Source organism: Comamonas testosteroni, assembly GCF_000761245.1.
Classification (GTDB): Bacteria; Pseudomonadota; Gammaproteobacteria; order Burkholderiales; family Burkholderiaceae_C; genus Comamonas; species Comamonas testosteroni_C.
In genome coordinates this window covers 51,467-67,866 of the sequence record NZ_AWOR01000047.1, presented here as the reverse complement: position 1 = coordinate 67,866, position 16,400 = coordinate 51,467, and the positions used below count along the sequence as shown (strand labels likewise).

Here is a 16,400-nt window from a genome sequence, read left to right as displayed (position 1 = left end):
AGCTACCCATGCCGCTCTATCCCGTCCCTATATGACCGTGGACGTGTTCACGCACACCGCGCTGCTCGGCAACCCTGTGGCCGTGGTACTGGGCGCCGATGGCTTGAGCGATGCTCAGATGCAGGCCTTTGCGCGCTGGACCAATCTGTCGGAAACCACCTTTGTGCTGCAGCCCAGCACAGCAGCGCTGGCCGCAGGGGCCGACTACCAGCTGCGCATCTTCACGCCTGCGGGCGAGCTGGCTTTTGCTGGCCACCCCACGCTGGGCAGCTGCCATGCCTGGCTGGCCCAGGGCGGCCAACCGCGCAACCCCGAGCAGGTACTGCAGGAGTGCAAAAAAGGCCTGGTAGCCATTGGCTGCAATGCACAAGGCGCTCTTTTTTTCGAAGCGCCCTCACTCGACTCTCAGGAGATTTCCGAAGAAGAACTGGCACCCGTTCTGCAGGCGCTGGGCCTGCAGCGTGAGCAGCTGCTGATGGCACGCAGCCTCCATAACGGATCACCCTGGCTGGGAATGCTGCTGGACCACCCCGATACGGTTCTGAGTGTGGAGCCAGACTTTGGAGCGCTCAAAAAGCTGGGAGCCAAAGCCGGTCTGGCTGCCATTTATGAGGTGGAAGAGGATGCCCCGCTGATTGGCCGCTCCAGCCGCGAGGCCCGCGCTTTTGCGAAGCAGGCTGAAGAGGCCGTCCAAGAAAAAGTGACCTCAGCCCAGCCACGCCTCGAAGTGCGCGCCCTGATAGGCGAGACCGCCAGCGAAGACCCTGTCACCGGCAGCCTGAATGCTGCGCTGGCCCAATGGCTGACGGGCGAAGGTCTGCTGCAGACGCCCTATATCGCCGCGCAAGGCGTTTGCGTGGGCCGTGACGGACAGGTTCATGTCCAGACCGCAGCCAAAGGCAATCTCTGGGTGGGCGGCCACACGGTGACCGTCACATCAGGCCGCGTCCTGCTTTAGACCTCAGGGCCGGCTCAGAGCTGAGACGGCGTCATCCTGCAGATCTGGTCGGCCATGGTTTCGGCCTCCTGCGCGTTGTGCGTGACCAGAATCGCCGTCTGCCCGGTGGCCCGCAGAATGTCGCGCACCTCCAGCGTCAGACGCTCGCGCGTGGCAGCGTCGAGATTGGAAAATGGCTCATCGAGCAGCAGCAAGGCCGGGGACGGCGCCAGGGCGCGGGCCAGCGCCACACGCTGCTGCTGCCCGCCGGACAGCTCGTGTGGGAACTTGCTACCTGAATTTGCCAGTCCCACCACGGCAAGCAGCTCCTGCACACGTTTGTCGCGCTCTGGCTTGCCCATGCGGCGCAGGCCGAAGCCCACGTTCTGTGCGGCCGTCAGGTGCGGGAACAGACCGTATTCCTGAAACATCATGCCCACATGGCGCTGCTCGGGAGGCAGATGCGTGCCGGGGCCGGAGAGCAATACCTCGCCCAGATGAATGCTGCCCGCGCGCACCGGCTCAAAACCCGCAATCGCTCGCAGCACAGAGGTCTTGCCGCAGCCCGAGGGCCCCAGCAGGCTGGCGATATGACCTGCAGGCACCTGCAGATCAAAGCCCTGCAGCACGGTGTGCAGACCCGTAGGCGTTTCATAGCCCAGTTGCAGCTGCGCAATTTGTAGAGAGGCGGTCATGCAATCACTTCATCAAGACTTAGGCAAAACAGGTTCAGGCAGGACGACTGCCTCGGGAGGCCGGCCGTTGCTGCATTTTTGTTTGCACAAGTCCTGTTCATCCTATTCATATTCAATAGCTGCTTACGCAATATAAATAAGCGCCACAGCCGATTTTCATGCGTATTCATCGCTGCCCATCCGACAGCTGCGTGCGCGCCAGCAGCATGACGGGAACCAGCCCCGCAATCACAATGCACAGCGCGGCGATCGCGCCCTCCTCATAGGTCCCGCGCGCGGCTTCGGCATAGAGCCAGGTGGCCAGGGTGTCGAAATCGGCCGGGCGCAGCAGCAAGGTGGCGGGCAGCTCCTTCATGGCATCGACAAATACCAGCATGGCACTGGTGGCCATGGCAGGCCTCAGCAGCGGCAGGTGTACGCGGCGCAGCGTGCCCAGGCGGCTTTCGCCCAGCAGGCGCGAGGCCTGTTCCAGCGTCGGCGGGATACGGGCCAGTCCGGCCTCGATACCGCCCACGGGCATGACCAGGAAGCGAATCACGCAGGCAGCCACCAGCACAATGCCCTGCCCCATCAGAGGCAGACCATCCATACCGAACAACTGGGCCAGCCCGGCGTCGAACGCCAGCGCCGGCGTCAACAGGCCGATGGCCAGCACCGTGCCCGGCACGGCGTAACCCAGCGCCGCCAACTGCGCTGGCCAGCGCGAAGGCGCCCGCGTGCTGATGCCCGTGCGCGTGGCCCAGGCCACGACAAGACCTGCAGCCACGGCGATCACTGTCACGCCCAGCGCCAGCCCCAACGTGTTGAGCAGACTGGACACCAGGCCCTCGGACACGCCCGAGCCCTGTACCAGACGCTTGCCGCTTTCCCAAGCCAGATAGGCCGCTGGCGCAGCAAAGCCGACCAGCACCGGCAGACTGCAAGCCAGTGTTGCCAGCCAGGCCCGGCCTGCGGGCAGGCGGTGCGGCGCTATGGCCCTCATGCGCTGGGCAGAGCCAAAGCGCTGACGACTGCGGCCCTGACGCTCCAGCCAGACCAGTGCCACCACGGCCAGCAGCATGGAGCAGGCAATCTGCGCGGCGCCAGCCAGATCGGAGCGCGTGACCCAGGTGGTGTAGATCGACACCGTGAGCGTGTGCACGCCAAGAAACTCGGACGCGCCGATATCGTTGAGCGTCTCCAGCAACGCCAGGCTCAGCCCCACGACCAGCGCCGGCCGCGCCATGGGCAGGGCCACGCGCCAAAAAGCACCCCAGCGGGTTTCACCCAGCGAGCGTGCGGCTTCCATCAGATGCGCCGGCTGGGTCATGAACATGGCCCGTGCCGTCATGTACACATAGGGATAGAGCGTGAAGCCCAGCACAAAGATCGCACCGCCCATGGAGCGTAGATCGGGCAGGCGCCACTGGCGCGGGCTGTCGTAACCCAGCAACCAGCGCAGCGCACCCTGCACCGGGCCTATGGGGTGAAGCAGATCCAGATAGGCAAAGGCCACGATATAGGCCGGCATGGCCAGCGGCAGCAGCAGCGCCCAGTGCAGCCAGCGCCGCCCCGGAAAATCAAAGGCCGTCACCAGCCAGGCACAGCCCGTGCCCACCACCAGCACCATCAGGCCCACCCCGCCCAGCAGCCAGGCCGTATTGGCGGCGGCATCGGGTAGCACATAGCGCAGCAGATCCTGCCAGTGCGCCCAGTCCGCCCCCAGAGCCAGCCAGGCCAGCGAGGCAATGGGCGCAAACACACCCAGCGCAATCAACCAGCTTGCGCCCTGCCACACCGGCCCGACGGGCCTGAGCCCTGAACGAAGATAAGAAAACATCAAAAAATCAAAAAGGAAACGGCCCTTGGACAGGCATGCTCCATCAAAGGAACATCGAGCAAGAGCCGCCTCGCAGCGAAGGTGTTGTCCCCCTCCCGCGAAGCGAGAGAGGGGGAAGGCGCATCAGCGCCTCAGGGGGCTACTTATTTATCAAACCCCACCTTGTCGACCAGCACGCTGGCAGCCTTACGGTGCTTGGCGATCTCGGTCAGCGGCAGCGGATCGATCTTGATCTCGCCGATGCTCTGGGCCACCACGGGGTCCAGCGCCACGCCCTTGCGCACAGGGTGCTCGTAGTTGGCCTGGGCGTACATATTCTGGGCCGGCTCGGAGACCAGGAACTCCAGCAGCTTCACGGCCTGATCGCGGTTGGGAGCGTGCTTGGCCACCGAGGCGCCGCTGATATTGATATGCGTGCCGCTCTTGGGATCGTTGAAAGTAGGCTTGATGACCTTGATGGCATCGCCCCACTTGCGTGCGTCCGTACCTTCCTTGGCCGCCTTCATATGGCCCACGTAATAGGTGTTGGCCAGGCCCACATCGCAGATGCCGCCCAGAATGTCGCGCGCCACATCGCGGTCGCCGCCCGTGGCCTTGCGCGCCAGATTGGCCTTGACGCCCTTGAGCCACTGTTCGGTCTTGGCTTCACCGTCATGGGCAATCATGGCGGCAATCAGCGCCGTGTTGTACGGGTGCTGGCCGGCACGGCTGCAGACCTTGCCCTTGAACTGCGGCTTGGCCAGGTCTTCATAGCGGAAGGCGCCGATCTTCATGTCCTTTTCGGCATACAGCACGCGGGCCCGCATGGACAGCGCAAACCACTGGTTGTCTGCGGCGCGAAGCTGGGCCGGGATGGCCGCCTCCAGCGCGCTGGACTTGACGGGCTGCGTCACGCCACCGTCCACCAGATCCAGCAGATTGCCGATATCCACCGTCATCAGCACGTCGGCAGGCGAGCGCTGACCTTCGGCCTTGACGCGCTCCAGCAGGCCGTCCTTGACGAACACCGTCTTCACGCCGATCTTGGTCTGCGCCGTGAAGGCAGCCAGCAAGGGCTGGATCAGAGCCGGTTCACGGGTGGTGTAGAGCGTGATGTCCTCGGCGTGGGCGGACAGCGCAGGGGCGCACAGGCTGGCAACGGCGGCCAGTGCAAACAGGGGTCGTCGAAACATGAAGGGCTCCAGAAGGTGAACAGGCATAAAAAAACACGCTCCGCCTCGAAACCGACAAGTCTCCTGCCAGCCAAGTGCAAGAGATCCGTGAACCAGTACCGAAAGCGGAGCGTGTTTTTATGTTTTTGAGAATAGCTCTCAACTATCTTAACCGAGAGGCATGCCCTGCCAGGACTCCAATCCGGACGACAGTTGCGGAAATATGCCCCCCGGCACTGTCACCCAAGCGCCAGCAGGTCGCAGGCATGACAGCGCCGCAAGCGGGCAAGGCCCAACATCCGCGCCATGGGAAACCTCTACCTTGTGCGCCATGGCCAGGCCTCGTTTGGCGCGGATGATTACGACCAGCTCAGCACACGCGGCCAGGAACAGGCCGTGCGTCTGGGTGAATACTGGCGTGAGCGAGGTCTGACGTTCGACGCCGTCTATGCCGGCACGCTCAAGCGCCATCAGCAGACGCTGGCCGGCATCGTCCAGGGCCTGGGCAACGCTTCCAGCACCGAGGCACAAAGCCGGCCCGGACTCAACGAGTACGACAGCGAAGCCCTGCTGCGCGCCATCCACCCGGCCCCTCTGCCCAGGCCCGATACGCCCGAGCTGTACCGCCATCATTTCCGCCTGCTGTGCGACGCGCTGGCGCAATGGATGGGAGGAACCATCAGCCCGCAGGGCATGCCCGACTGGAACGGCTTTGCGGACGGCGTGCACCAAGTGCTTGAGGAGATACGCCACCAGCACAGCGGCCGCAACGTGCTGCTGGTCAGCAGCGGCGGTCCCATCTCCACTGCCGTGGGCCAGGTGCTTGGCACCGCGCCCGAGGTGACCATTGCCCTGAATATGCGGCTGCGCAATATTGCCGTGACCGAGTTCAGCATCAGCCCCAAGCGCTTGATGCTGCAAAGCTTCAACACGCTCAACCATCTCGATAGCGCCGAATACAGAAGCTGGATCACCAGCGCCTGACCCCTCAAGCCCGGAGCCGGCCAACGCAAAGTGCTACAAAGCCGCAATGGACTCCATCTTTCTCACCCTTGGCGATACGGCGCTGACACTCGACATCGGCTCGCAGCAACATCGGCTACCCATAGGCATGGCCACCCTGGTCAAGGCATTTGGCCAGCGCATGCCCAATGCGCTGACACTGGAAAACGCGATTGCCGATGTGGAGGATGCCATCATGCCGGCCGGGCGCTGGCTGCCTGCAGGTGCCAGCCTGCTGCAAACGGCAGACCCGCTGCTGAGGCAGTTGATCCACAGTGCCACGGCCGACCCGCAAGCCACACAGGCGTCGCGCGAGGCCATCGAGAACCTGTTCGAGCTGCTGGCGCGCCAGGCCCAGCAGTCCGGCCATGCCGACCCGCAACTGCCGCAGACCGCGGAACATGCGGCCGCCCTGCTGATATTGCGCGAGGCCATGCATCACTGGGGACTGGCTGCCCTGCAAGCAAGCGGCAACTAGCCATACCTGTGCGGCATAGCAGACAGAACGCTTTGCGGCTGCCTCCGGGCATTTTTCGGCGGCACACTCTCTGGACAAAAGTTTCAGATAGAAGGACAAGCATGAAACGCCGCAGTTTTACCCAATCCCTGATCAGTGCCGCAGCGGGGGCTGCCCTGCTGAGCGGATTTGCCGCCACCGCCCAGGCCGAAGGCCTGTCCAACCGTCCCATCCGCATCGTCGTTCCTTTCGGGGCCGGCGGCGTGGCCGATGTGACGGCCCGGGTGGTGGCCCAGCAGCTGTCCACCCAGCTCGGCCAGCCCGTGGTCATCGACAACAAGCCCAGCGCGGGCGGTATCGTGGCGGCCGACACCGTGGCCAAGGCTGCGCCCGACGGACATACGCTGTTTCTCATGTCCAACGGCAGCGCCGTCACGGTGAACCTGTTCAACAATCTGCCCTTCGACATGGTCAAGGACCTCACGCCCATCTCCACGCTGGGCTACTTCGACATTGGCGTCATCACCGATGCCAAGTCGCCCTTCAAGAACCTGGGCGAGCTGGTGAGTTACGCCAAGGCCAATCCCGGCAAGCTGAACCTGGGCAGCATCAACGTGGGCAGCACCCAGCATCTGGCGGCCGAGCTGTTCAAGACCACGGCAGGCATCGATGCGCAGATCGTGCCCTTCAACGGCACACCCGCCGTGGTGACCGCGCTGCGCGGCAAGCAGATCGATGCGGCCGTGGAAATTCTCACGCCCATCATGGGCCAGATCAATTCCAAGGCCGTGAACCTGCTCGCGGTGACGGGAGAGAAGCGCTCGCCGCTGCTGCCCAATGTGCCCACGGCCCAGGAATCCGGCGTCAAGGGCTTTGTGGCCTCGTCCTGGAATGCGCTGGCTGCCCCCTCCAGGACACCCGCCCCCGTGATCGCGCGTCTGAACAAGGAAATCAACGCCGCCGTCAACAACCCCGAGGTCGCCAAGAAGCTGCGCGAGCTCAATGTGCAGGCCCAGGCCAGCACGCCCGAGCAGACCGCCAAGCTGCTGCAATCGGAAATCAAGCGCTGGGGCGATGTCATCACCACGGCCAAGATTGCTAAACAGTAAGCTCCCCTGTGGCGCTCGCGCACCTTCCCCTCTCTGGTGCTTCGCACCGGAAGGGGGCGACAGCCTCACTGCGCGGCGGCAGGGGCCGCCTAGGTCTTGCTCGCTGTCACGCGCATGGAGCACGCCAGTGTTTTGCGGCTTGCGTTGAACGAGGCTTGCGATGAAACAGATCTTTGCAGTGGCCTTTCAGGTCCTTCCTGCTTGCTTTGCTATTCTTTAAGTAGCTTACATCGCTTTATAGCATTGGTTTTCAATAAAAAACAGCTTTCAAATGTAGGCTGTCATTGCGTTAGAAGCTCCTGAATTCAAAGCGGCTGCGGCTGGTTTTCCACCGTGCTTTGGGGCAGATCATGAATCTCGCCCAGCAGCCTGACCAGGCCTTGCGCCGCTGACTGCACCATGGCAGCGCCGCGCTCGGCCGTCGCAGCGGCGGAGTTGCCCACGGCTCCGGCCGGGTTGTAGTCCTCGATGGCCCAGCCCAGCTTGGCGCTGCGGCCATTGCCGATGAAGTGGTATTTGCCGGCCCGCTGCTCCGAGCTGGAGGCGAAGTTCTGCGCACGCTCCATATGCACGGTCTCGGGCGCCAGGTGCAGCATCATCGATGTCTCCACTTCGCCGCCATGAATGCCGAAGCGATGCTCATGCGCGCAGAACTGCTGGTTGGCCGCGTCGTCCACCAGCCCGAACCAGCTGGCGCTGTAGACCAGCAGGCCATGCTTGATGCGCAGCTCGCGCGCCACGATGTCCATCACGCTGACCTGGCCGCCATGACCGTTGAGCAGCAGCAGCTTCTTGATGCCGGCGCGCGCCACGCAGGCGCCCAGCTCCGTCCACAGCGCAATCAGCGTGGCCGGCTGCAGGCTCAATGTGCCCGCATAGTGCGTATGCTCGACCGAAAAGCCGATGTTCTGCGGTGGCAGAAACAGCACCGGCAGCTCGGCAGGCAGCTGCACCAGAGCGGCATCGATGACGCCCTCTATCAGGCTGGCATCCACCGACAGCGGCAGGTGCGGCCCATGCTGCTCCACCGCCGCCACGGGCAGCACGGCCACGGTGTCGGCGGCCAGACCATTGCTCTGTGCCAGGGCAAAGTCATGGGCCGAGGCCTGGGCCCAGAAGCGTGACGGCCAGCGAGGAAGCGCGCTTGCGGGAGTGGTCGGGGTATTGCTCATGGCCATCATCGTAGCTGCGCCAGCGTCCCGAAACCACTTCAGGCCCCGGATTCCGGGCCCACCGCCCGTCAACCGCAACCGCCCGACATGCCCCACAATGGACCGATGCCTGAAGCCTCCGCAAGCGCCCCGCGCCAGAGTGCGCGCACCGTCAACCCCAAGCCGCAGACCCGCGACCTGACCCAGGGCCCGATTGCCAGCACCTTGCTGGTCTTTGCCCTGCCGATTCTGGCCGGCAATGTGCTGCAGTCGCTCAACGGCTCGGTCAATGCCATCTGGGTCGGCGGTCACCTGGGCGAGGCCGCGCTGACGGCCACCGCCAATGCCAACAATGTGATGTTTGCGCTGATCGGCGCCGTGTTTGGCATCAGCATGGCAACCAATATCCTGATTGCCCAGAGCATGGGGTCCAAAAACATCGCGCAGGCAAAGCGGGTGCTTGGCACCAGCGCTACGTTTTTTGGTGTTGTTTCAGTGCTGATTGCCTTGCTGGGCTGGCCGCTTTCGCGCCATCTCATGCAATGGATGAGCACGCCCGAGGCGGCTTTGCCGCTGGCCGAGGCCTATCTCAAGATCATCTTTCTGGCCATTCCGCTGCTGTTCATGTTCAGCTTTGTGACGGCGGCCCTGCGCGGCGCGGGAGACACCCGAACGCCGTTCTGGTTTTTGCTCGTCGTCGTGGCGCTGGACATGGCCCTCAACCCTCTGCTGATCTTTGGCTGGGGGCCCGTGCCGCGCATGGGCATCCAGGGCTCGGCGGTCGCCACGCTGATTGCCAATGCCGTGAGCTTTGCGGCCCTGCTGGGCTGGCTGCGTCTGCGCCGCCACCCGTTGTGGATAGGTCGCCGGCAGCTGGGGCTGTTCAAGCCCGATCTGACGATTGTGCGCACTCTGGTGGTCAAGGGCCTGCCCATGGGCGTGCAGATCGTGATGATCTCGCTGGCCATGATCGCCATGATCTCCATGGTCAACGAACACGGCGTGCAGACGGCATCCGCCTATAGCGCCGCGCTGCAGCTGTGGACCTATGTGCAGATGCCGGCCATGGCCATAGGCGCAGCCTGTTCGTCCATGGCGGCGCAGAACGTGGGCGCAGGCCTCTGGAAGCGCGTCAGCGCCACGGCCAATGCCGGCATGCTTGGCAACCTTGCGCTGACCGGCAGCCTGATCGCCCTCATCGTGTTGCTGGACCGTCATGTGCTGGGCTGGTTTCTGCCCGGCGGCAGCCCCTCGCTGGAGGTGGCCCGCCACCTCAACCACATTGCCATTGGCTCCTTTCTCTTCTTCGGCGTGACGTTTGTTCTGGCCGGCGTGGTGCGCTCCACGGGTGCCGTCATGGCACCGGTGCTCATTCTGGCGATTGCCATGTGGGGCATACGCGTTCCCGTGGCACGCTGGCTGCAACCCGTGATGGGCGTGGATGCCATCTGGTGGAGCTTTCCCATCAGCTCCGTCTGCTCCATGCTGATGATGCTGGCCTATTACCGCTGGGGCCACTGGCGCAAGGCCCGTATGCTGCCCGCCAGGCAAGCCGGGCCGGCAATCACAGCCCCTCCGGACGCCGCCGACCACACCTCCGTCAATGCCGATGCACTGCTGAACAACGCCAGCAACTGCGAGCGCATTGTCATGCCGGCCGAAGTCGGTGGTCAGCCGCCCAGCCCCGTGGCCAATCAGGCCCAGGCTGTGGACAAGTCCTGAAGCCGCTTGACGGCAGAGGCACTCATACCGACTTAATCACTGCTGACCATACTGCTGCGGTTCAGGAACCAAAATACCGGCCCAGGCTCTTACCAACGTCATGCTCTTTGCCATTTCTTCACGCCGCCCTCGCCCGTCGCTGCTTGCGCTCTGGCTGCTTGCCTTGCTTTTGATAGCTTCAAGCGCTTTATCCACAAGCGCCACAGCCGGAATTCAGCTCAAAACATCAGCCAGCAACTCCACCGCCCTGGTGCAAACCCCGCGTGTGCGGGCCGAACTGGTAGCTCAGGCCCCCGAGGGAATTGCTGCCGGCCAGAGTTTCTGGCTGGGACTCAAGCTCGCGCATGAACCCGACTGGCATACCTACTGGAAGAATGCGGGCGACTCGGGCCTGCCGACCGAGCTGCAATGGCAGCTGCCATCGGGCTTGAGCGCCGGCAGCATTGACTGGCCCACGCCCCATGCGCTGCGGGTGGGACCGCTGGTCAATTACGGCTATGAAAACACCGTGCTGCTGCCCATCCCGGTCAAGGTCGCCAGCGACTTCAAGGCTCCCGCCTCCGGCATGGTGGAGGTTCATCTTTCCGCCAGCTGGCTGATCTGCCGCGTGGAGTGCATCCCCGAAAGCGGCGAGTTCACCCTGCAAATTCCCGTGGTCGGCAGCACCGCCGCCAACAGCGAAGATTTCCTCAAGGCCCGGGCGCAGCAACCCGTTGCCTTGAGCGGCAATGGCCAGGCCAGCGTGCAGCCGGCCACCGATACCAATGCCAAGATCGCTGACGACCGTATCCATCTACGTGTCGCCGGCCTGCCGGCAGCGATCAAGGGCAAAACGCTGGAGCTCTACCCCGAAAATGCGGAGACCTTCAAGCATGCTGCCGAATCTGGCAAGGACTGGCAGCAACGCTGGGATGGCGACGCCTGGGTCGCCGAAGGTCTGCCGCTGTCCGATATGCGCAGCGATACGCCACCGCAACTGGCCATTGTTGTGGCCCTGGCGGACCAGGACCGCGCTGCAGCCCTGGACAAGGGTCAACCTATCGCCTGGCGCAGCACGCTGGATGTGCAGGGGCAATGGACGCCAGCCACTCTGACCGGCGTTTCCCCCGCGCTCGCGGCCGCACTGGAAGCGAACAAGAATGCAACAGCTCCTGCCCAGACCTCGGGCAGCGCCAGCAGCACAGGCCTGCTGGCAGCGCTGCTGGGCGGTTTGATCGGCGGCCTGATCCTCAACCTCATGCCCTGCGTGTTTCCTGTGCTGGCCATCAAGGTACTGGGGTTTTCGGGTCATGGCCAGAACCGCCATGCCCAGAAACTGAGCGGCCTGGCATATACCGCAGGCGTGGTGCTGTCCTTTGTGGCACTCGGCGCACTGCTGCTGGGCTTGCGCGCGGCGGGCCAGCAGCTGGGCTGGGGCTTCCAGCTGCAGTCGCCCGTGGTGGTGTCGCTGCTGGCGGCGCTGTTCACCGTGCTGGGACTGAATCTGGCCGGCTGGTTCGAGTTCGGCAATCTGCTGCCCAGCAGCATTGCCAGCGCCCAGGCGCGCAACCCGATGCTGGATTCCTTTCTCTCAGGCGTGCTGGCCGTGGCCATCGCATCGCCCTGCACAGCGCCCTTCATGGGTGCCTCGCTGGGCTTTGCCATCGATATGCCAGCGGCGCAGGCGCTGACGGTGTTTGCGGCGCTTGGCATAGGTATGGCCCTGCCCTATCTGCTGGCCAGCTTCGTGCCCGCAGTCGTGAGCTGGCTGCCCCGCCCTGGGCCCTGGATGCAGACCTTCCGCCACGCAATGGCCTTCCCCATGTTTGCCACCGTGGTCTGGCTGGTCTGGGTGCTGGGTCATCAGGGCGGCATGGATGCAGCAGCAGCCCTGCTGGCGCTGCTGCTGGTGCTGGCTGCGCTGATCTGGGCCCTGGGCCTGCGCGGCAAGAGCCGCCTGAGCCTCGGAGCGCTCGCCTTGCTGCTGGCTATTGGCGTGGCCTATTACGCCCTGCCGCTGATCAAGGCAGAGCCTGCAGGCCAAGCCCAGGCACAGGCCGGCGAACTCTGGCAGCCCTGGTCCGCAGACAAGGTTCAGTCGGCCCAGACTGCGGGCCAACCGGTGTTTGTGGACTTCACGGCCGCCTGGTGCGTGACCTGCCAAGTCAACAAGCGCACCACGCTGAGCAATGCAGAGGTACTCGCCGCCTTTTCACAGCACCAGGTGCAGTTGCTGCGCGCCGACTGGACACGCCAAGACCCGGCCATCACCCGGGCACTGCAATCGCTGGGGCGCAGCGGCGTACCCGTCTACGTGCTGTACCTGCCCGGCAGACCGCCTGTGGTGATGAGCGAGCTGCTCTCCAAGAGCGAGGTACTTGACGCACTCAAACAGATCTAGGGCATTACTGCGCGCAGGGCATGACGCAACTCAGGCTGGCGCCACCTCCTCGTGCAGACAGAGGTAGTTACCCTCCGTGTCCTTGAACCAGGCAGCCTTCTCGGACCCCAGCACGCAGACATGGTTGACGGTCTTGAAGTCGGGGAAGTCGTAGTCCTCAAACACCACACCCCGGCTTTTCAGTTCCTGAATGCTTGCAGCGATGTCGGGCACCCGGAAGCTGATGGCAGTGTGCTCGGCCTTGGTACCACCAGGCTTTGGAAACAGGGCCAGCGCACTGCCGCCAACCAGGTAAACAAACTTTCCATCGGGCCGCAGCTCTCCTGGCTGCAGACCCAGGCTTTCTTCGTAGAAAGCACGAGCACGCGCCATATCCATCACCGGCAGCATCGTCGTCACAGCAGAATGGCTCAGCATAAGAACTCCTTTGCCCGGCGCTGCGGGGTCATGGCCCTGAGTCGAGCAGACCAAGCTTAGTCCCAGGGGTGGGCAGATGCCAGCCCCGGCAAGCTCAATGAACGTGGCGCAATCAACTTTACGACTGGGCACATCGGCCTCGCCCTGGTCAAACCGGCAATACCTGACATGACTTCGGCCTGGATTGGAGCGCGACTTCAAGCAGGCGCACAGTGCCTATGGCACAAACCAGGCAAAAGCTCTAGACTGGAACTGCCCACAAGCCAGGCGCAACCGCAGTTTCCAGCCTTTGCCAGCCTTGCACGCGTTGACCACTGCGGACTGCCTGAACTGCACAGGAGGTAAGCCATGCATGCCAACCTTATCCACCAGCCGTCTCACAAACGTCTTTGCCTGTTGCGTGCACTGGCGCTGGCCAGTCTGGCAATCGCCGGTCTGGCCCTGCCCTTTGCCTGGGACGTCCTGGCCAGCATCAACAGCATGCCCAAGATGCACTGGTTGCAACAGGCACTGGCGCAGGCTCCTGCCTTCAGTTGGCTGATGATGTTTGTCTGGGGCGGAGCCATACCGCTGGTCTTGCTCAAGAACATGGACCAGACGCCATCACACAAGCTTCGCACCACGGTGGTGATGCTGATCCTGATGTGGATCGCCGTCACCTGGTATGTGCACATGCCGGCCAGCAATCAGTGCAGCGCGCTTTATGGATCCTGGGATTGGGCCTGCTCGGTTCTGCAATGGGGCTACAGCATGAGTCTGGTGCTGTCCATTGCAGCCTATGCCTTCCTCATGCTGGGCCTGATGGTTACGGCGCTGGGCCTGTTTGCCGAAGGCCTGGAGGATGAGCCCAGCCACGCGGCATGACCCGCCCAGCCATCAAAAAAGCCTGTGGCATGGCCACAGGCTTTTTGCTTTCTGCCCTCGCCTCAGGCCTTCATGCGCCCGAACAGTCGGCGGTAGCGAGAGGGTAGATCCTGCATGCGCATCATGATGGGCAGATCGGCCGTATTGAAGTCGCTGTCCCAGGCCGGCGCTCCCAGCACCTTGGCACCGGCACGCAGATAGCCCTGAATCAGCGCTGGCGGCTCGACCTTCAACGCATCAGCCGAGACATTGCTGATATGTGCAAGCTCCTCGGGCAGGGCTACGCGGGGACGCACCTGCAGCTCGGACTCGGCCAGATGGCTCTGGCGCAGTTGCTGCCAGATGCGTGCCGGGCCTTCGCCATGGGCCAGACCCGGGTACTGCATGGGAATGCTGGCGCAGCCCACCATGGCCTCGAGCCGGTTGCGCTGCATGAATTCGGCCAGCGCGCCCCAGAGCGCCAGAATCACGCCGCCCTGGCGATGCTCCGCATGCACGCAGCTGCGCCCCAGCTCGACCATCTGCTCACGCCAGGCGTTGATGGGCGAGAGATCGAATTCCTGATCGCTGTACAGACCGCCGGCACGCTGAGCCTGAGCAGGGGTCAGCAGACGGTAGGTGCCGATCACCTTGTTCTGCTCTTCATCGCAGACCATCAGATGCTCGCAGAAATCGTCAAAGACATCGATATCGTGGCCAGCCACGGGCGTCTGCAGCACAGCCCCCATTTCTTCGGCAAAGATCTGGTAGCGCAGGCGCTGCGCCTGACGCACCTCATCCAGATGTCGGGCCCAGCGCACCTGCAGGCGCAAAGCGGGCGCGGCAGCATGCACGGGACTGGCGGGGCGATGGGAAAGCGAGGGAGCCGATGATGGTGTCGTCGCGATGCTCTGGCCATTCAGCGCATCAAGAATCTCGGGATGCCTCATGTCTGCTTTCCTCCGGTGTTGGACGCAGTTGGCGGCCTGCCTGTGCCACACGGTGTGTCTGCGTGGCGTCATTGTGGAAAACACAGATGAAGCCCGCGCGACATTTGGATGACGCTTGCATGACAAACAATGGCAGCCGCCATCGCAGCACAGAGGGCTGAATTGCTGCTCGGGATTGTGGTGAATGGGAAAGCCGGAGTGGGCGACAATCAGCATATGAGTTTCGCCCCCCTGACCAATGACACCTTCCTGCGCGCATGCCGTCGCCAGGCTACTGACTACACGCCCCTGTGGCTGATGCGCCAGGCGGGACGCTACCTGCCCGAGTACAAGGCCACCCGCGCCAAGGCCGGCAGCTTCATGGGCCTGGCCACTAATGTGGACTACGCCACCGAGGTGACCCTGCAGCCGCTGGATCGCTTCCCTCTGGACGCTGCCATTTTGTTCAGCGACATCCTGACCGTGCCCGACGCCATGGGCCTTGGCCTGTCGTTCGCCGAAGGCGAGGGTCCGCGCTTTGCCAAGGTCGTACGCGACGAAGCCGCCGTGGCGGAGTTGGCCGTGCCCGATATGGACAAGCTGCGCTATGTGTTTGACGCCGTCACCAATATCCGCAAAGTGCTCAATGGCCGTGTGCCGCTGATCGGCTTCTCGGGCAGCCCCTGGACTCTGGCCTGCTACATGACCGAGGGCAAGGGCAGCGATGACTACCGCACCGTCAAGTCGCTGATGTACTCGCGCCCCGACCTGATGCACCGCATCCTGGAAGTCAACGCCGACAGCGTAGCTGCCTACCTGAACGCCCAGATCGATGCCGGTGCCCAGGCAGTGATGATTTTTGACAGCTGGGGTGGTGTGCTGGCCGACGGCGCTTTCCAGGAATTCAGCCTGGCTTATACCAAGCGCGTGCTGGCTCAGCTCAAGCGTACCGGTGTGGACGGCAGCGATGTGCCCCGCATCGTCTTCACCAAGGGTGGAGGCATCTGGCTACCTGACATGAAGGACATCGACTGCGAGGTGCTGGGTCTGGACTGGACGGCCAATCTGGGCAAGGCTCGCGCCATCGTGGGCGGCGAGGTTGGCGGCCCAGGCAAGGCGCTGCAGGGCAATATCGACCCCAATGTGCTGTTTGCCGCACCCGAGCAGGTCGCCGCCCAGGCGCGTGCCGTGCTGGACAGCTTTGGCAAGCCCCATACCGACAAGAGCACCACCGGCCCCACCCACATCTTCAATCTGGGTCACGGCATCAGCCAGTTCACCCCACCCGAACATGTGGCCGCGCTGGTCGAGACAGTGCACAGCCACTCGCGCCTGCTGCGCACAAAGGGCTGACTCCACCTGCAACAAATGCCTTCCCAGGCATTTGTTGCAGAACAGTGGCCCCCAATCACCCGATAAGATCAAATGGTTATTGAACGACAATCACCGGCCTGAGATGCAGTAAAGCGGCAGCAAATCATTGATTTCAAATCACTAAATCTCAGACCCTGAAAAATTCGGCGCCAGCAGTGTTTGGCGCTTTTTTATTTTTTCACCGACCTCGGAGTCGATTGACGGAAGTTATCCACATGTGGATGCTCCGAGATAACTGCACGCCTCATGGCTGCTTGCTCTAGTGCTATTTTTTTGAGAAGTTAAGGGCTTTGCGCCGCGGTTTGAACGCATTTAGGTTTAGGGAGCTTCTCGGTTGACAGTGACTCGTCGCCTGATTTATGCACAGATATGGCGAGGCAGACTCCCTGCCAGCACTCTGCCAAAGCAAGCTCC

At 63.3% G+C, this 16,400-nt stretch carries 14 protein-coding genes; 8 read left to right on the top strand and 6 right to left on the bottom strand.

The features are described 5' to 3' along the window. Nucleotides 1-31: 31 nt before the first annotated feature. Nucleotides 32-958 (top strand): PhzF family phenazine biosynthesis protein, encoded by a 927-nt coding sequence (locus P353_RS13585; RefSeq protein WP_080750536.1) that lies wholly within the window; start codon nt 32-34, stop codon nt 956-958. Nucleotides 959-972: 14 nt separating this feature from the next. Here P353_RS13585 and P353_RS13580 read toward each other — a convergent pair whose 3' ends face one another. The 3 genes from P353_RS13580 to P353_RS13570 all read right to left on the bottom strand — a co-directional run bounded on the left by P353_RS13580 (nt 973) and on the right by P353_RS13570 (nt 4,623). Further along, entirely contained in the window at nt 973-1,632 is a 660-nt protein-coding gene (locus P353_RS13580) for an ABC transporter ATP-binding protein (RefSeq protein WP_034370146.1), read from the bottom strand. A gap of 166 nt (nt 1,633-1,798) precedes the next feature. Beyond that, entirely contained in the window at nt 1,799-3,451 is a 1,653-nt protein-coding gene (locus P353_RS13575) for an ABC transporter permease (RefSeq protein ID WP_034370143.1), read from the bottom strand. Between the two features lie 143 nt (nt 3,452-3,594). Continuing rightward, nucleotides 3,595-4,623, bottom strand: coding sequence for an extracellular solute-binding protein (locus P353_RS13570; RefSeq protein WP_034370297.1), 1,029 nt, complete (start codon nt 4,621-4,623; stop codon nt 3,595-3,597). A 285-nt stretch (nt 4,624-4,908) separates the two neighbouring features. Here P353_RS13570 and P353_RS13565 point away from each other — a divergent pair, with 285 nt between their 5' ends. From P353_RS13565 to P353_RS13555, 3 genes are all read left to right on the top strand, one after another. Continuing rightward, nucleotides 4,909-5,586 carry a histidine phosphatase family protein gene (locus P353_RS13565; protein WP_034370140.1) on the top strand — a complete coding sequence of 226 codons (678 nt, stop codon included), beginning with the start codon at nt 4,909-4,911 and terminating at the stop codon, nt 5,584-5,586. Nucleotides 5,587-5,632: 46 nt separating this feature from the next. Further along, on the top strand, nt 5,633-6,082 hold the full coding sequence (locus P353_RS13560) for a hypothetical protein (RefSeq protein ID WP_034370137.1): 450 nt from the start codon (nt 5,633-5,635) through the stop codon (nt 6,080-6,082). A 101-nt stretch (nt 6,083-6,183) separates the two neighbouring features. After that, nucleotides 6,184-7,170, top strand: a complete 987-nt coding sequence (locus P353_RS13555; RefSeq protein ID WP_034370134.1) for a Bug family tripartite tricarboxylate transporter substrate binding protein — start codon at nt 6,184-6,186, stop codon at nt 7,168-7,170. 305 nt (nt 7,171-7,475) lie between these two features. Here P353_RS13555 and P353_RS13550 read toward each other — a convergent pair whose 3' ends face one another. Next, complete coding sequence (locus P353_RS13550; RefSeq protein ID WP_034370130.1) at nt 7,476-8,351, bottom strand: creatininase family protein; 876 nt, start codon at nt 8,349-8,351, stop codon at nt 7,476-7,478. A gap of 96 nt (nt 8,352-8,447) precedes the next feature. Between P353_RS13550 and P353_RS13545 the strand changes: the two genes are divergently transcribed. Next, a complete protein-coding gene (locus tag P353_RS13545) occupies nt 8,448-10,043 on the top strand; it encodes an MATE family efflux transporter (RefSeq protein WP_052084863.1) in 1,596 nt (531 codons plus the stop codon). 100 nt (nt 10,044-10,143) lie between these two features. Next, nucleotides 10,144-12,423, top strand: coding sequence for a protein-disulfide reductase DsbD family protein (locus tag P353_RS13540; protein WP_052084862.1), 2,280 nt, complete (start codon nt 10,144-10,146; stop codon nt 12,421-12,423). 30 nt (nt 12,424-12,453) lie between these two features. Here P353_RS13540 and P353_RS13535 read toward each other — a convergent pair whose 3' ends face one another. Beyond that, nucleotides 12,454-12,840 carry a VOC family protein gene (locus tag P353_RS13535; RefSeq protein WP_034370127.1) on the bottom strand — a complete coding sequence of 129 codons (387 nt, stop codon included), beginning with the start codon at nt 12,838-12,840 and terminating at the stop codon, nt 12,454-12,456. Nucleotides 12,841-13,188: 348 nt separating this feature from the next. Between P353_RS13535 and P353_RS13530 the strand changes: the two genes are divergently transcribed. Beyond that, nucleotides 13,189-13,704 (top strand): hypothetical protein, encoded by a 516-nt coding sequence (locus P353_RS13530; RefSeq protein ID WP_034370123.1) that lies wholly within the window; start codon nt 13,189-13,191, stop codon nt 13,702-13,704. A 62-nt stretch (nt 13,705-13,766) separates the two neighbouring features. Here P353_RS13530 and P353_RS13525 read toward each other — a convergent pair whose 3' ends face one another. Further along, the gene (locus tag P353_RS13525) at nt 13,767-14,633 is read right to left on the bottom strand and encodes a GNAT family N-acetyltransferase (RefSeq protein ID WP_052084861.1); all 867 of its coding nucleotides are present in this window, start codon (nt 14,631-14,633) and stop codon (nt 13,767-13,769) included. Between the two features lie 216 nt (nt 14,634-14,849). Between P353_RS13525 and hemE the strand changes: the two genes are divergently transcribed. Continuing rightward, on the top strand, nt 14,850-15,965 hold the full coding sequence (gene hemE, locus P353_RS13520; protein WP_034370285.1) for a uroporphyrinogen decarboxylase: 1,116 nt from the start codon (nt 14,850-14,852) through the stop codon (nt 15,963-15,965). The last annotated feature ends 435 nt before the right edge of the window (nt 15,966-16,400 follow it).

Bases quoted from the DNA above. Each gene is read 5' to 3' on its own strand.
- P353_RS13585 (WP_080750536.1), top strand. From the start codon at position 32: ATGACCGTGGACGTGTTCACGCACACCGCGCTGCTCGGCAACCCTGTG.
- P353_RS13580 (WP_034370146.1), bottom strand. From the start codon at position 1,632: ATGACCGCCTCTCTACAAATTGCGCAGCTGCAACTGGGCTATGAAACG.
- P353_RS13575 (WP_034370143.1), bottom strand. From the start codon at position 3,451: ATGTTTTCTTATCTTCGTTCAGGGCTCAGGCCCGTCGGGCCGGTGTGG.
- P353_RS13570 (WP_034370297.1), bottom strand. From the start codon at position 4,623: ATGTTTCGACGACCCCTGTTTGCACTGGCCGCCGTTGCCAGCCTGTGC.
- P353_RS13565 (WP_034370140.1), top strand. From the start codon at position 4,909: ATGGGAAACCTCTACCTTGTGCGCCATGGCCAGGCCTCGTTTGGCGCG.
- P353_RS13560 (WP_034370137.1), top strand. From the start codon at position 5,633: ATGGACTCCATCTTTCTCACCCTTGGCGATACGGCGCTGACACTCGAC.
- P353_RS13555 (WP_034370134.1), top strand. From the start codon at position 6,184: ATGAAACGCCGCAGTTTTACCCAATCCCTGATCAGTGCCGCAGCGGGG.
- P353_RS13550 (WP_034370130.1), bottom strand. From the start codon at position 8,351: ATGATGGCCATGAGCAATACCCCGACCACTCCCGCAAGCGCGCTTCCT.
- P353_RS13545 (WP_052084863.1), top strand. From the start codon at position 8,448: ATGCCTGAAGCCTCCGCAAGCGCCCCGCGCCAGAGTGCGCGCACCGTC.
- P353_RS13540 (WP_052084862.1), top strand. From the start codon at position 10,144: ATGCTCTTTGCCATTTCTTCACGCCGCCCTCGCCCGTCGCTGCTTGCG.
- P353_RS13535 (WP_034370127.1), bottom strand. From the start codon at position 12,840: ATGCTGAGCCATTCTGCTGTGACGACGATGCTGCCGGTGATGGATATG.
- P353_RS13530 (WP_034370123.1), top strand. From the start codon at position 13,189: ATGCATGCCAACCTTATCCACCAGCCGTCTCACAAACGTCTTTGCCTG.
- P353_RS13525 (WP_052084861.1), bottom strand. From the start codon at position 14,633: ATGAGGCATCCCGAGATTCTTGATGCGCTGAATGGCCAGAGCATCGCG.
- hemE (WP_034370285.1), top strand. From the start codon at position 14,850: ATGAGTTTCGCCCCCCTGACCAATGACACCTTCCTGCGCGCATGCCGT.